The sequence below is a fragment of the Nannocystis pusilla genome (assembly GCF_020073745.1).
Taxonomy (GTDB): domain Bacteria; phylum Myxococcota_A; class Polyangia; order Nannocystales; family Nannocystaceae; genus Nannocystis; species Nannocystis radixulma.
This window is the reverse complement of record NZ_JAIRAU010000001.1, coordinates 1,248,175-1,260,907: the sequence shown is the minus strand read 5'-3', so window position 1 is coordinate 1,260,907 and position 12,733 is coordinate 1,248,175. Positions and strand designations below refer to the sequence as shown.

The following is a 12,733-nucleotide window of genomic DNA, read 5'->3' as shown; positions in this document are numbered from 1 at the left end:
GTCGTGCTGTCGTTGCGGCCATGCGTGACGCCCCCCGCAGCGAGACACCGATCCCGGGCCCTCCGCCCGATCCCTCGCGGCTGTCGACCGCTGCGGTCGTCGTCACGCTGACGCCGCTGGTCGGGCTGTTCGTCCTCGACATCGTGCCCGTCGGCCAGGAGATCGTCGGCGTGGCGCTCCTCGCCTGCCTGCCGGTCGGGCTGCTCCTCGGCATCGCCGCGCTGATCCAGCACTTCCGCAGCCCGCAGCTCCCCGGCATCGGTCGCGCGTGGTTCGCCACGATCGCCTCGCTCGCGCAGATCGCGTTGGTGGCGTCGGTCGTCGACGCGCTGCGCCACGGCCTGCACGGACGCGTGTTGCGCTGGCGCGGCCGGCCCGTGCTGCCGCCCGTGCGCGTGCTCGCCGGGCCCCCGCCGCCGATGATCGGCGCGCTCGAACCCGCCGATCGCCTGGCGCTGGCGAACCACTGGACCCGCGTCGCGCGTGAGGAGCACGCGTCGATCGGCGCCTTCGTCCGACTCGGCGCGGCGCTCCGGCATCACCGGGCTCCTCGCGCGCTCATCGACGCCGCCGCCGTCGCCGCCCGCCAGGAGGCCGACCACGCCGCCCGCTGCTTCGCGCTGGCGAGCGCCTACGCCGGCCGCTCGCTGGTCGCCGGTGAGCTCCCGCTCCCCGACGCCGGCCCACCGACGCTGGTCACCCTGGCCGTCGAGGCGCTGGTCGACGGCTGCGTGGCCGAGGGCACGGGCGCCGCCGAGGCGGCCGCGCTCGTGCGTGCTCGCAGCACCGTCGGCCCGGTGCACGAGACGCTCGCCGTCATCGCCCGCGACGAGGCCGAGCACGCGGCCCTGTCCCACGCCGTGTTGGCGTGGTGCCTCGCCGTCGGCGGTGAGCCGGTGCGGGCTGCGGTGACCCGCGCCGCCGCCCGTCTCATCGACCATCCCGCCCCGATGCACGGCACCACGAACAGCCCCGTGCGACGAGCCCACGGCATGGCCCTTCGCTTCGAGCGTGAAGCGGCGTGGCAGGCCGCGCTGGCGAGCGCCCTGACCAGGGCCGAAGAGTTCCAGCGCCCATGCGCCGCCTGATGCCCGATGGGCGTGCCTGCTCCCCGAGCGCCACGCGCGCGCCGCGGAGCTTCGCATGCCCCTTCGGACATGTCCCTGCGTTCACGCCGCCTTGAGCTTGCGATCGACCGCCTCGAGCACCCCCTTGCGGGCCTTGTGGTGCTCCTCGAAGCGGCGGATCTGCCGCAGCTCGTCGCGGCCGAGCTCGTCGAGCTCGCCGGCGATCTCCGGCACCGTCAGCTGCTCGTAGTCTGCGATCGCCAGCCCGCGGTCAGGAGAGCGACCGGCGCGGTCCTTCGCCTTCGCCGCCTTCGTCTCGCCGTACTCGCGCCGCTGCTTGTTGACGATCCGCGCCGCCACCTCCTCCTCGCGGCCCTTGTAGCGGCCCTCATGTTTGAACTCCTGTTTCAGCGCCTCGTACTCGCGCTCGCGCTTGGCGCTCGCTCCTCGTGGCATGGCAGCGCTCCTCTCCTCGCCGGAGACCATGCGCGACCTCCCGCGCCCGACAAGCGAGCGCGGCGGCCCGCGACGGCCTGTCCGAAGAGCCAGGCGAGGCCTCGGACCCGACCGCGCAATTTCGCGCATTCACCCGCCTGGCCGACCCCAGGCCCCTCTGAGGCCGGCTCAGAAACGCGCTTGCAACATTCACCCAAACGGGTGAATATCTCCACGCATGAGCCTCGACCACACCCTCGCCGCCCTCGCCGACCCGACGCGTCGGGCCATCTTGCAGCGGCTGAGCGGCGGCGAGGCGCGGGTCACCGACGTCGCGGCGCGGTTCCCGATCTCCCTCAACTCCGTGTCGAAGCACATCCGCGTGCTCGAGCGGGCCGGCCTCGTGCGTCGGCGGGTCGCGGGCCGCGAACACCTCCTCACCCTCGACCAGCGGCCCCTCGACGAGGTGGCGGCGTGGGTCGAACAGACGCGCGCGTTCTGGTCGAAGCGACTCGACGCGCTCGAGGCCCTGCTCGTCGCCGAAGACGACCACGATCACAAGGAACAGCCATGAGTGAACACGGACAGATCCTCGCCCCCGGCACCGTACGACTCGAGCGCATGCTCCCCGGCCCCATCGAGCGGGTCTGGCGCTACCTCGTCGACTCCGACAAGCGCGCGCGCTGGCTCGCCGCCGGCGAGTGGGAGCTGCGACCGGGAGGGCGCGCCGAGTTCCGCTTCGACCACGCCTCTCTCTCGGCGGAGAAGCTCACCCCCGAGCGCCACAAGGGCAGCGAGGGCGCGACCGGCACCGAGGCCGTGCTCGCCTGCGACCCGCCGCGGCTGCTCCGGCTCACCTGGGGCGGCCCCGACGAGCCCGCCGACGTCTTGTTCGAGCTCACGCCGGTCGACGGGCGCGTGCGCCTCGTCGTCACCACCCGGCGCCTGCGCAGCCGCGAGGAGCTGCTCGGCACCGCCGCCGGCTGGCACGCCCACCTGGCGGTCCTCGAGGACGTGCTCGCCGAACAGACCCCGCGCGGCTTCTGGTCGACCCACGAGGTCGCCGAGCAGGGCTACGAGCGGCGCATGCAGGTGATGGACGAGTATTTCCGCTGGTCCGCCGGCGTCGGCCGCGAGGTCCGCGATCACGGCGGCAGCTGGTCGTCGTCGATCCGGCGCCGCCTCGACGCCTCGATCGAGCGCGTGTGGGCGGCGTGGACCGACCCCGAAATTATCCCGAAGTGGTTCGGCAAGCCGGCCGGCACCTTCGCGGTCGGCGGCACCGTCGTCCTCGACCTCGCGCAGCCGCACCCCACGACTTGCAAGATCCTCGCGTGCGAGCCGCCCACCCGCCTGCGCACCACCTGGAATTACGGCGACCTCGGCGACAGCGAGGTCGAGCTCCGCCTCACCCGCGGCGACGTCGGCACCCTGCTCGAGCTCGAGCACTTCACCTGCCGCACCGCCGACGAGGCCCGCGGCACCGGCAGCGGCTGGGAGGTCGCCGTCCTCCACCTCGACACCTTCCTCCGCGGCCTCGCCCCGCCGAGCGACGTCATGCACCCGGCCATGGCCCACGCGTGGACCGTCGCGCCGGCGTGACGAATGTCCACAACGACATGTCCCTTCAGACATCTTTAAAAAAGACATGTCATGACGCTGCGCGCAGCGATCGACGCGTACGCGCTGCCGCCCGCGACGCGACGACAGGGCGCCCGAGCCGTCACGCCTCCCAGCTCACGGGCGCGAACGTCGGGCCGGGCGCGAGCAGAGCGGAGAATTCGTCGGCGGACAGGCGCCGCTCGAAGTCCTTGACCGCGATCCCGGCCTGACCGATCGCCGCGCTCACCGTCCACCAGGCGCCGGCGCACACGTCTCCGACCGCGTAGAGGCGCGGCGCCGAGGTCCGCTGGCGGGCGTCGACGCGCACGAACCCGGCCTCGTCGGTGGCGACCTGGCCGAGCACGAGCCCGCTGCACGGCGCCATGCCCACGCACACGACGACCGCCGCCGCCTCGACCCGGCGCTCGCCGGCGGGTCCGGCGAGCACGACCGCCTCGACGTCCGCGTCGCCGAGGATGGCCCTCAATTGTGTCTCGAGGAGCAGGTCGATCCGCGGCTCGGCGGCGACCGCCGCGCGAAAGTCGGGGCGCGCCCGCAGCTTCGGGCCGCGGTGGACCAGCGTGACCCGCGGGCACAGCCGGGCCAGCAGCGCCGCTTCCTCGAGCGCCACGTCGCCGCCGCCGACCACGACCACCGGGCGACCGGCGAACGCGGGGCCGAACCGTCGCGCCGCCGGCGACAGCCCGCGACCTGGAAGGTCGGCCTCCCCGGGCACCCCGAGGCGACGGCGGTTCGCGCCGGTCGCCAGCAGCACCGCCGTGCCGGTCAGCCGCTCGCCGGCCAGCTCGACGACGCCCGCGTCGACATCGATCCGCTCGACCCGCGCATCCACGCGGACCTCGCCGCCGAGCCGCTCGAGGTGCTCTTGCAGGCGGACCGCCAGCTCGGAGCCGGTCGCGACGTCGAGCCCCGGACAGTCGAGGATCGGCGTGTCGTTGACGAGCAGCTGGCCGCCGGGGCGCGCTCCGGCGTCGAGGACGACCGCTCGCAGGTGGAGCGCGCGGGCGGCGATCGCGGCGGCGAGCCCGCCCGGTCCGGCGCCGACGATGAGCAGGTCGTACTGCGCGGCCACGACCGAACTACCGGGGCTCCGCGGCGAAGTCGGCCGCCGTCCGCACGCACTCGACGGCGACCGAGCGGACCCGCGGCATGTCGAGCGGCTGCTTGACGATGCGCACCTTCGCAGTGACCTCGGGGTGGAGCTTGACGATCTCGCGGGCCAGGTCGACGGCGAGCGCCTCGATCAGCGCGTATCGCCGGCCCGCCACGTGCGCCGTGAGGTGGTTGGCGATCACGTAGTAATCGACGAGGCCGGCGAAGTTGTCGCTCGCGGGCCCGCGACCGAAGTTGGTCGTGAGCTCGAGGTCGACGAGCACCGTCTGCTGGACGCCGCGCTCGACCTCGTGGAACCCGATCTCGATGTCGAGCGCGAGCTGGTTGCAGTACACGGTGTCGCCCGTGCGTTGGTTCATGACGAGACACTCCTCGGGGGGGCTGCGGAGCAGCGAAGGTTCACGACGCGGAGACCTTAGCATGAACCTGCGGGCCGCCGACCGGGGGCGCACCGGCGGCTTCGGGCTCCGGCACCCAATTGCACAGGCTGATGCGTGCGGAGGGCCACGGGTCGCGCTCCCAGCGGTCGCCGACGTCGATGCTGCTGATCGAGCCGAACGCCTGTTCGAAGCGGACATAGCCGGCCGGGCCGAGGCCCGCCGCCGAGGCGAGCAAGATCCGCACCACCGTGTTGTGGGCGACCAGCGCCACCGCGGGCACCTGTCCCTCGGGACTGCCGCGGCGCGCGTGTCGGAGGATGATCGCCTCGATGCAGGGCACCACGCGCGCCGCCACGTCGAGCACGCTCTCGCCGCCCTCGGGCATGCGGAACTCGAGCATGTCGTCGTAACTGCGGCCCGCGAGCTCGGGGTAGCGCGCGCCCGCCTCGCTGAAGGCCAGCCGCTCGAGCACGCCGAGGTGCATCTCCCGCAGCGCGAACAGGGCCTCCGGAGCCGGGCGGGCCTCGCCGTGCGCGGCCAGCAGCCGCGCGCCGTCGGCCGCGCGCCCCAGGTCCGAGCTGTAGATCGCCACCAGCGGTCGCGCGGCCAGGGCTCGCGCCTGCGCCTGCGCCTGCGCCCTCCCCCGCGGCGACAGCGGCACATCGGCGTGGCCGTAGAACTCGCCGCGCAGGTCCGGCTCGCCGTGACGCAGGAGGTAGAGCCGCAGCGAGGTCACGTCGTCGTTCCTCCGAGCAACACGACAGCGACGACGGCCAGAGCGCGCATTTGCGGCGCAGAGTACCACGAGCACGACGCGGGGCGTAGCGCGCCGCCCCGCCCCTCTCCTCTCGCCGGCGCCCGACCGCCGGCCACGCCATCGGCCCGCCGTTCGTGAGGGAACCTCGCATCCGGGCGCCGCGGGCGCCAACCCTCGCCCTCGACCTCACGGCGACGGCGAGGTCGCGCTCCGCCCCACCGCCGCGGCGCCCTGCTCGACCGGCCACCATGCCAGGGACATGAACGTCGCGACATGTCCTTCGAGCAACATGACTGAAAGAACACATCATCACACCAATTCGCCGGGGACGGAACAGCGCCGTCCTCGCTGGCGTTATCGACCGCGCTCGTCGCCGTGTCGATACGTCCGCGCCGTCGTCCCACGCCCCTCACGCTCGCGTCCAGCCCGCGGGTCGCCCGGAGAGGCCGAGTTCGGCGACCCGCAGGGGCATCCCCGAGATCGCTCGCACGGGTGAGGCGCGAGCAGCAGCCATCCGAGCGCTGCGTCGAGGGCCGACGGGGGCCCGCAGGCAGCTCGCGTGCTCGCCACCGCGCATGGTCCAAGGGTCAGGTGAAAAACTGCCCCCCGGCGATCGCCTCCAGGCTCGGTTCCGGCCTACCATCTTCACATGCGCGGCAGCCCGTTCCCGCTCCTCCTCGTCCTCGTCTGCGCCTGCGCGGCCAGTCCCCCTGCGGGCACCGAGGGCGCCTCGACGACCGGCACGAGCGCGTCCGTGGGCCTCACCGACGCGACCACGAGTCCGGCCACCACCGAGGCGCCGGCCACCACCTCGACGACCGACGCCTCGAACTCCTCGCCGACCGGCTCCACCTCGCCGAGCACCACCACCAACGGCGCCAAGTTCGACCTCGGCGCGATGCCGGACGTCGGCGACACCGGCCCGGTCGACGAGAGCACCTGCGAGCTCGCGGCGATGAACCTCACCAGCGCCGGCTGTCTGTTCGCGCCGACCGTCGGCGACGACGGCACCGACCTGCCGTGGGCCGTGGTGGCCGCCAACACCAGCGGCAACGTCGACGCCAACGTCACCCTGTACGGCGCCGCCGGCGAGCTCCTCGAGGCCGCGGTCGTCCCGCCGAAGCAGCTCCACACCTTCATCCTGCCGGAGTTCTCGGCCGCCCTGTCGCAGCACGCCATGCCGGTGGCGACCGGCGTGCTGCCGCAGGTGCTGCGGCTCGAGAGCGACGTGCCGGTGGTCGCCTATCAGTTCAGCCCGTACTCGAGCTCGCAGGTGGCGACCGCCGACGCCTCGATCCTGCTGCCCGCGCACGCGTGGGGCCAGGACTACCTGGTGCCGAGCTATCACAACAGCGACTTCTCGGCGAGCTGGGTCAGCATCATCAGCATGGTCGACGGCAACGAGGTCACCGTCGAGATGCCGGCGACCATGCAGGGCGGCACCGAGGGCGGCGGCGGCGTGCCCGGGCTCGTCGGCGGGGCCAGCACCACGCACACCGTCGACGCCCAGCAGGCGCTGCGGATCGTCTCGCCGAGCGGCAGCGTCGCCGACTTCACCGGCATGCGGGTCAGCAGCACCGCCCCGGTCGCCGTCATGACCGGCTCGCCGGCGATGAGCCTGCCCGGCCCCGGCATGAACTATTACAAGGACTACCTCGAGGAGCAGGTCCCGCCGCGCACCGCGTGGGGCAAGGACTACGCGGTCGTCAAGTTCCGCCCGCGCAGCGACGAGCCCGACCTCTACCGCTTCCTCGCCGACAAGGACGGCACCGTGCTCACGTTCACCGGCGACCACCAGGGCGAGGTCGTCCTCGACGAGGGCCAGTTCCACGAGCTGCTGACGCCCGCCTCGTTCCGCGTCGAGGGCAGCGAGGCCTTCATGGTCGCCCACTACATGCTGAGCCAGGACCAGTCGAGCGGGCCGAAGAACGACGCCGAGTACCCCGGCGAATTCATCTCCAGCAATTGCGACGTGCCCTCCGACGACACCACCGAGCTCGGCGACCCTGCGATCACCTTCATCCCGCCGACCGCCCAGTACCGCAACAACTACACCTTCCTGACCCCCGAGACCTACGGCTGGGACATGATCACCGTGGTCGGCCCGCTGGCCGGCTGGGACACGATCGAGCTCGACGGCGCCGCGCTGCCGGCCGCCACCGACCTCGGCGTCGGCGGCCTCGGCTACGCGCGCTTCCTGATCCCCGACGGCCCCCACGACATCCGCAGTCAGACCGTCAAATTCGGCATCGAGGTCTACGGCTACGATTGCCGGATCAGCTACGCCTATCCCGGCGGCCTCAGCCTCGGCGAGATCAACCAACCGCCCGGGTGACCTTCGCTACAATCATCGCATGGTCCCGCCCGCCTTCAGTCCGCGCTGGCTCGTCGTCCTCCTCGTCACCGCCGCGCTCTGGATCGGCCTGGCCCTGCTCGCCGCGTCCCTCAACACCGGCCAGCCGCCCACGCTCGAAGCCGTGCAGGGCGCCTCGCTGTCACTGCTGCTCACCGTCGCCCTGCCGGTCGCGTTCGGCTTCCTCGGCGCCCGCCTCGGCTTCCTCGGCGCCCAGCTCGGCCTCGTCGTCGGCTACGTGCTGATGCTGCGCGCCTTCGCCGGCCCCAACACCGGCGGCTTCGAAGACCTGGCCGGCGTCGCCACCTTCCTCATGCTCGGCGCCGTCGGCCTCGGCGTCGGCACGCTCGCCGACATCATCCGCTACTTCGTCGGCAAGCCCCGCCCGCCCGCGTGACGATTGATTCGCAGGTCCCACGAAGCACTCGGCCTCACCCCGCCGCGTGCCGCTCGAAGATCGGGCGCAACCGCGTGATCAGCGGGTGACCGGGGAGCTCCTGCGCCTCGACGTCGAGCACGGCGACGAACGACTGGAACAGCCGCCGCACCTGCTCCTCGAACTTGCCGCTCCAATTCAGCTCGCCTGCGAGCGCGGCCGACTGCTTCTCGAGGACCGCCAGCACATCGTCGTACGGCGCCGCGGTCGGGATCTGGATGCGAAGGATCAGGCGCAGCAGCGCGTCGGTCTCGCTGAAGTCGTAGCGGCCCGAGGTCGGGTCCCAGAACCGCTCGAGCGGGATGTTCTCCCGGTGCAGCCAGATCCGCGCGTAGAACAGCGCATGCCCGACGCTCGACGCGGCGTCGATGTTCCACCCGGGAAAGCGCTGCGCCTCGCGCTCGGGCAGCAACGTGCCGCGCACGCCCTTCACCCGCAGTGATTCGCTCGCCGGCCTGCCCTCGGGGAGGCTGCGCACGAAGGTCTGATCGAACTCGAGGTGCTCGAGCGCCGGGAGCCGGAACACCACGTCGGGGAGCTGCCACATCAGCGCCACCCGGTGCCATCCGCCGAACGAGCGCCGCACGTACGAGTACGGATTGTTGGTGAGGACGAGGCGCTGCAGCTTCGTGCACCGCTCGAGGCTCGGCGGCAGGTCGACGAGACAGTTGGCCTCGAGCTCGAGGCTGCGGAGCTCGGCCAGCTCGCCGATCGAGTCGGGCAGCCGCTGCAGGCCGTTACCCCTCAGGACGAGCTCGCGCAGCCCGGTCAGCTCGCCGAGTCGGTCCGGCAGCGCGCGCAGCCGGCAGTGGGTGAGGTCGAGCTTGACGAGGTTGCGGAACGCGAACAGCTCGTCCGGCAGCAGCGTCAGGCCCTTGCCGGCGAGCGAGAGCGTCTTGACCTTCTCCCGGCTCGCCAGCTTCGGCGCCATCTTCCGCGCGAACTCCTGGCGGATGCTCGTCGGCGAGGCCACCAGGATCGAACCGCCCGCGGCGACCGAGCGCCGCGCCTGCTGGAGGTCGACGCTCTCGTTCCGGCGCACCGACGAGACGAACACGCCCGCCGGGTCGTAGGGGTCGGACTCGTCCGCGACGCCGCCCTGCACCGAGAGCACGTGGCCGCCCCAGCCGAGGTAGCGCAGCCCGTCGAGCCCGCCATCGGCCTGCACGGTGTGTTCGCTCGCGATCACGCGCGCCGAGAGCCGACCGCGCGCCCTGACGAGCCCGTGGTTGTACGCGCCGACGAGCTCCTCCGTGACGATGTCGCCGGCGACGTCGATGCGCGCCCCGCCGGTGGCGATCGCACGGGCGCGGAGGTTGCCCTCGACCTGCAGGAAGGGGCCGAAGTCGTCCTCGTAGCCGTAGAGCGCGCCGTCGATGTCGAGGTCGCCGCGCACCAGGATCCCGGCGAACGGCCGCCCGTCGTCGTCCTCGCAGCTCAGGATGCCCTCGCGGAATTCGATCCAGAGCGAGTGCGGGAGGCGCGTCGGACCGGGCAAGACGAGCACGCGGTCGGTCGGCTCCTCGCCGTTGCCGGGCCCGCGGAGGGCCGACGCGACATCCTCCCAGGCCGCGATCTCGTAACGGAGTGACGCGTCGACGAAGCCCTTCGCCACTCTCTGCTCGAGGCTCTTGCGCGCGAACGCGCGGGCCGCGTCCTCGCTCTCGAGCGACTTGCTCGTGCTCTTGCCGTCGGTCCCGACACGGCCCTGGGTCATCGTCACGGCCTCGCCGTCGATCACGTACGACCAGAAGTTCCTCGGCGCGACGAGACGATCGTGGAGGCGGAGGGCGGGAGCGATCGCGTCCTGCATCGCCGCGTCCTAGCAGAGAACCGGATGCGCGTGCGGCACGGGGCGACGCAGGGCGTCGTCGGATGAAAGCTCGGAGCGCGCATATCGTTCCAGGACAGCATGCCGTCCCGCCGCTGTGCGCTTCACATCTTCGCCGCCACCCCGCTGATGACGCTCGCCCGCCGGGTCCTCGCCCGTCCGGCGCGGAGCAGCCAGCCCGGCGAGGTCTACGACGGCGAGCTCCTCGCCCCCGCGTGGCGCGGGGACGAACGGCTCGATCCGCCCGTCCCGCGCGGTCGACTCGCGGTGACGACCTCCCGCGGCGAGCGGGCTGCCCTGTCGCGTCGGGTGCGGACGCGGCACCCGCGGGTGTTCTCGATCGCCAACGCGAACGATCGCTACAGCGTGTGGCTCGAGGGCTCCGGGGCCGCGACCCGGGCGCAGTTCCTCGTCCTGCCCGACGGCACCGCGGCGCCCGCGAGCAGCTGGGGCCCGGGCGGTGGCAGCGGCGGGACCGACACCGTGACCTTCCAGGTCGACGCCGCCTCGGCGCGCGGGCTCGCGGCGCTCTGGGGTGTGCCCGTCCGCGATCGATCACCGCTCGGCCAGGGCCTGATCGGGCGCTGGCGGCCGCGCAAGCGCCCGTTCAAGGCCGGCGAGCCGATCGAGATCGAGCTCGTCATCGAGAACACCGACGCCCGTGCAGCTCATGTCTCGGTCGGCGGTCGTCAGCGCGGGCCTCGCGACAATCGCTTCGAATTCGAGGTCCGCCGCGGCGACACGAAGCTCCCAAAGATCGAGGCCCACGACTTCGGCGGACCGATGACCTACGCGAAGGTCGTCCCCGGGGCCCCGATCACCCTGGCCGTCGACCTCCGCGCCTGGGCGGCGCTCGAGCGCGGGACCTACCAGGTCGCGTGCCGCCACGGCGTCGAGCTCGTCGTCGATCCGACGAACGGCGCGGGCTGGCCCGATCACGCCCACGAGCTGTGGCAGCTCGAGCTCAGCGGCGCCGTCGAGGTGCAGATCGACTGATCGACGGTCCGCCGCTCAGCCCTGGCCCTTCGAGAAAGCCTGCGCCGCGCGGAGGTTCTCCTCCGCCGCGCGCGTGCGCATCGTGACCGCGTCGATCAGCGTCTCGTCGCGCCGCGTCGAATCGATCCAGAAGCGCTGCGGGTCGCGGGGATCGTAGAGCACGCTGAAGATCCGCCCGGGCGTCAAGTCACCGATCTCGGCCGTGATGATGGGGAGGACCGCCTCGGCCACCACCTCCCCGCCGCCGATCGGCAGCAAGCGGACCTGCACGTGCATCGGTCGTCGCTCCTCGGAGACATGAACATGCTTGATCCCCCCGCCGCCTACTCTCCGCGACTCGATCGCCACTCGGATCACCGGCGGCTCGCCGGTCGGCTCGGCCCGCTCGACGCGCGCCTTGCAGAGCAGCCACGACTCCAGCGCCTCTTGGTGGCGCTTGCCTGCGGGCGACCGGTTCCACGCCTGGATCGCGGCCTGCTGTCGGATGATCGAACGGAGGAAGAATGCGGCCAGACCGCCGAACATGACCAGCCAGATCAGCGTCAGCCAGATGGGCATGCGACAGTCCTACGCTCGAACGGCGCGGCGGTCCAGTGCATCGCCGCCATGCACCGCGACCGCGCCTCGGGATGGGCGAACATCCCAGCAATTTCGGTCACGCCCGCGACCGCGCGCATCCGCCCCGACGCGCTGCGCCCCGCGCCTACGATTTCATCGGCAACACCGGCGCGAGCCAGGCCGCGTAGTAGGCCAGCACCTCGCGCGCCACGAACCACGGCTCCTTTAATAAACGCCGGCTCATCGTCGCCGGCACCGTGTATGCGAGCACCCCGGCGCGCTGGAACAGCAGCTTGACGCGCGGCTGGTGATAATAATGGCTGACCGCCAGCACGCGTCGCTCGCCGCGTTCGCGCAGCCAGGCCGCGGTCACGTCCACCGTCGCCGCCGTGTCGACCCCGAGCTCGTCGAGCACGATCGCCGCCGCCGGCACGCCGGCCGCGACCGCCCGCGCCTTCATCGCCGCCGGCTCCGAGCCGCCGTGGACTTCGTCGAGCGCCCCGCTCATCACGATCACCGGCGCCAGCCCGCGGTGGTACAGGCGGATCGCCTCGTCCACGCGATCGGCCAGCGCGTGCGACGGCCTGCCGTCGGCGTACACCCGCGCGCCGAACACCACGATCGCGTCGGCCTCGCGCGCGTAGCGGGTCGGGCCGAAGGTCAGCATCAGCACCAGCGGCAGCGTCCACGCCACCACCGCGGCGACCGCCAGGCTGCGCACGACCTGTCCCTTCGACCACGTCCGCGGCGGGCCCGGGCGCGCCGCCGTCCACGCCAGCGCCAGCGCCAGCGCCAGCACCAGCACCGAGCTGGGGAACGGCAGCGGCGTGGCGATCCGTCCGGCCGTCAGCAGGGCGAAGTAGACGATCGTGTCCCACGCCGCCGCCGCCGCGACGATCAGCAACGCGCAGGCCGCCGTCACCCGCGCCCGCCGCAGCGGTCCGAGCCCGCGGGCGATCAGCGCCGCCGCCAGGATCGCCTCGAGGAGCGTCGTACCTGGTCCCTGGGGCAGGCTGATCCACGCGCCCGTGACGTCGAAGCCGCCGCCGACCAGCAGCTCGCCGGCCACGTTGAGCGCGACGAACACGCCGAGCGCCAGGCCGACGTCCGCAAGCCAGGCGCGGGCGCCTGCGTGCTCTCCGCTGGACGAGGACATCGTCACCGGCTGCCACGCCCCGCCCGCG

At 72.6% G+C, this 12,733-nt stretch carries 13 protein-coding genes; 6 read left to right on the top strand and 7 right to left on the bottom strand.

Annotation, left to right across the window (positions count from 1 at the left end; genetic code table 11):
• Nucleotides 1-20 precede the first annotated feature (20 nt).
• Nucleotides 21-1,088: a hypothetical protein gene (locus tag K7C98_RS04925; protein ID WP_224190339.1), complete on the top strand. Its 1,068-nt coding sequence runs from the start codon at nucleotides 21-23 to the stop codon at nucleotides 1,086-1,088.
• 81 nt (nucleotides 1,089-1,169) lie between these two features.
• Here the strand turns inward: K7C98_RS04925 and K7C98_RS04920 are convergent, their stop codons facing one another.
• The gene (locus K7C98_RS04920) at nucleotides 1,170-1,523 is read right to left on the bottom strand and encodes a hypothetical protein (protein WP_224190338.1); all 354 of its coding nucleotides are present in this window, start codon (nucleotides 1,521-1,523) and stop codon (nucleotides 1,170-1,172) included.
• Nucleotides 1,524-1,740: 217 nt separating this feature from the next.
• Here K7C98_RS04920 and K7C98_RS04915 point away from each other — a divergent pair, with 217 nt between their 5' ends.
• Entirely contained in the window at nucleotides 1,741-2,076 is a 336-nt protein-coding gene (locus tag K7C98_RS04915) for an ArsR/SmtB family transcription factor (protein WP_224190337.1), read from the top strand.
• Nucleotides 2,073-3,104 (top strand): SRPBCC family protein, encoded by a 1,032-nt coding sequence (locus tag K7C98_RS04910; RefSeq protein WP_224190336.1) that lies wholly within the window; start codon nucleotides 2,073-2,075, stop codon nucleotides 3,102-3,104. Before K7C98_RS04915 ends, K7C98_RS04910 begins: the two co-directional genes overlap by 4 nt.
• A 121-nt stretch (nucleotides 3,105-3,225) precedes the next feature.
• On the opposite strand, the gene K7C98_RS04905 is transcribed toward K7C98_RS04910, so the two are convergent.
• Genes K7C98_RS04905 through K7C98_RS04895 form a run of 3 tightly spaced genes read right to left on the bottom strand, consistent with a single transcriptional unit; the run spans nucleotide 3,226 to nucleotide 5,354 of the window.
• The gene (locus tag K7C98_RS04905) at nucleotides 3,226-4,197 is read right to left on the bottom strand and encodes an NAD(P)/FAD-dependent oxidoreductase (protein ID WP_224190335.1); all 972 of its coding nucleotides are present in this window, start codon (nucleotides 4,195-4,197) and stop codon (nucleotides 3,226-3,228) included.
• A gap of 7 nt (nucleotides 4,198-4,204) precedes the next feature.
• Nucleotides 4,205-4,597, bottom strand: a complete 393-nt coding sequence (locus K7C98_RS04900) for a dihydroneopterin aldolase (protein WP_224190334.1) — start codon at nucleotides 4,595-4,597, stop codon at nucleotides 4,205-4,207.
• A gap of 40 nt (nucleotides 4,598-4,637) precedes the next feature.
• Complete coding sequence (locus K7C98_RS04895; protein ID WP_224190333.1) at nucleotides 4,638-5,354, bottom strand: histidine phosphatase family protein; 717 nt, start codon at nucleotides 5,352-5,354, stop codon at nucleotides 4,638-4,640.
• Nucleotides 5,355-6,024: 670 nt separating this feature from the next.
• On the opposite strand from K7C98_RS04895, the gene K7C98_RS04890 reads away from it, so the two are divergent.
• Nucleotides 6,025-7,710 (top strand): IgGFc-binding protein, encoded by a 1,686-nt coding sequence (locus tag K7C98_RS04890; RefSeq protein WP_224190332.1) that lies wholly within the window; start codon nucleotides 6,025-6,027, stop codon nucleotides 7,708-7,710.
• A 19-nt stretch (nucleotides 7,711-7,729) separates the two neighbouring features.
• Nucleotides 7,730-8,125, top strand: a complete 396-nt coding sequence (locus tag K7C98_RS04885; protein ID WP_224190331.1) for a hypothetical protein — start codon at nucleotides 7,730-7,732, stop codon at nucleotides 8,123-8,125.
• Between the two features lie 34 nt (nucleotides 8,126-8,159).
• On the opposite strand, the gene K7C98_RS04880 is transcribed toward K7C98_RS04885, so the two are convergent.
• On the bottom strand, nucleotides 8,160-9,977 hold the full coding sequence (locus tag K7C98_RS04880; protein WP_224190330.1) for a WGR domain-containing protein: 1,818 nt from the start codon (nucleotides 9,975-9,977) through the stop codon (nucleotides 8,160-8,162).
• Between the two features lie 99 nt (nucleotides 9,978-10,076).
• Here K7C98_RS04880 and K7C98_RS04875 point away from each other — a divergent pair, with 99 nt between their 5' ends.
• Nucleotides 10,077-10,991 carry a hypothetical protein gene (locus K7C98_RS04875; RefSeq protein WP_224190329.1) on the top strand — a complete coding sequence of 305 codons (915 nt, stop codon included), beginning with the start codon at nucleotides 10,077-10,079 and terminating at the stop codon, nucleotides 10,989-10,991.
• Between the two features lie 15 nt (nucleotides 10,992-11,006).
• On the opposite strand, the gene K7C98_RS04870 is transcribed toward K7C98_RS04875, so the two are convergent.
• Nucleotides 11,007-11,549, bottom strand: coding sequence for a hypothetical protein (locus K7C98_RS04870; RefSeq protein ID WP_224190328.1), 543 nt, complete (start codon nucleotides 11,547-11,549; stop codon nucleotides 11,007-11,009).
• A gap of 145 nt (nucleotides 11,550-11,694) precedes the next feature.
• Nucleotides 11,695-12,705, bottom strand: a complete 1,011-nt coding sequence (locus tag K7C98_RS04865) for a YdcF family protein (protein ID WP_224190327.1) — start codon at nucleotides 12,703-12,705, stop codon at nucleotides 11,695-11,697.
• Nucleotides 12,706-12,733: the final 28 nt, after the last annotated feature.

Coding starts and splice junctions, on each gene's coding strand:
- K7C98_RS04875 (WP_224190329.1), top strand. CDS start 10,077: ATGCCGTCCCGCCGCTGTGCGCTTCACATCTTCGCCGCCACCCCGCTG.
- K7C98_RS04880 (WP_224190330.1), bottom strand. CDS start 9,977: ATGCAGGACGCGATCGCTCCCGCCCTCCGCCTCCACGATCGTCTCGTC.
- K7C98_RS04885 (WP_224190331.1), top strand. CDS start 7,730: ATGGTCCCGCCCGCCTTCAGTCCGCGCTGGCTCGTCGTCCTCCTCGTC.
- K7C98_RS04890 (WP_224190332.1), top strand. CDS start 6,025: ATGCGCGGCAGCCCGTTCCCGCTCCTCCTCGTCCTCGTCTGCGCCTGC.
- K7C98_RS04910 (WP_224190336.1), top strand. CDS start 2,073: ATGAGTGAACACGGACAGATCCTCGCCCCCGGCACCGTACGACTCGAG.
- K7C98_RS04920 (WP_224190338.1), bottom strand. CDS start 1,523: ATGCCACGAGGAGCGAGCGCCAAGCGCGAGCGCGAGTACGAGGCGCTG.
- K7C98_RS04870 (WP_224190328.1), bottom strand. CDS start 11,549: ATGCCCATCTGGCTGACGCTGATCTGGCTGGTCATGTTCGGCGGTCTG.
- K7C98_RS04915 (WP_224190337.1), top strand. CDS start 1,741: ATGAGCCTCGACCACACCCTCGCCGCCCTCGCCGACCCGACGCGTCGG.
- K7C98_RS04865 (WP_224190327.1), bottom strand. CDS start 12,705: ATGTCCTCGTCCAGCGGAGAGCACGCAGGCGCCCGCGCCTGGCTTGCG.
- K7C98_RS04900 (WP_224190334.1), bottom strand. CDS start 4,597: ATGAACCAACGCACGGGCGACACCGTGTACTGCAACCAGCTCGCGCTC.
- K7C98_RS04925 (WP_224190339.1), top strand. CDS start 21: ATGCGTGACGCCCCCCGCAGCGAGACACCGATCCCGGGCCCTCCGCCC.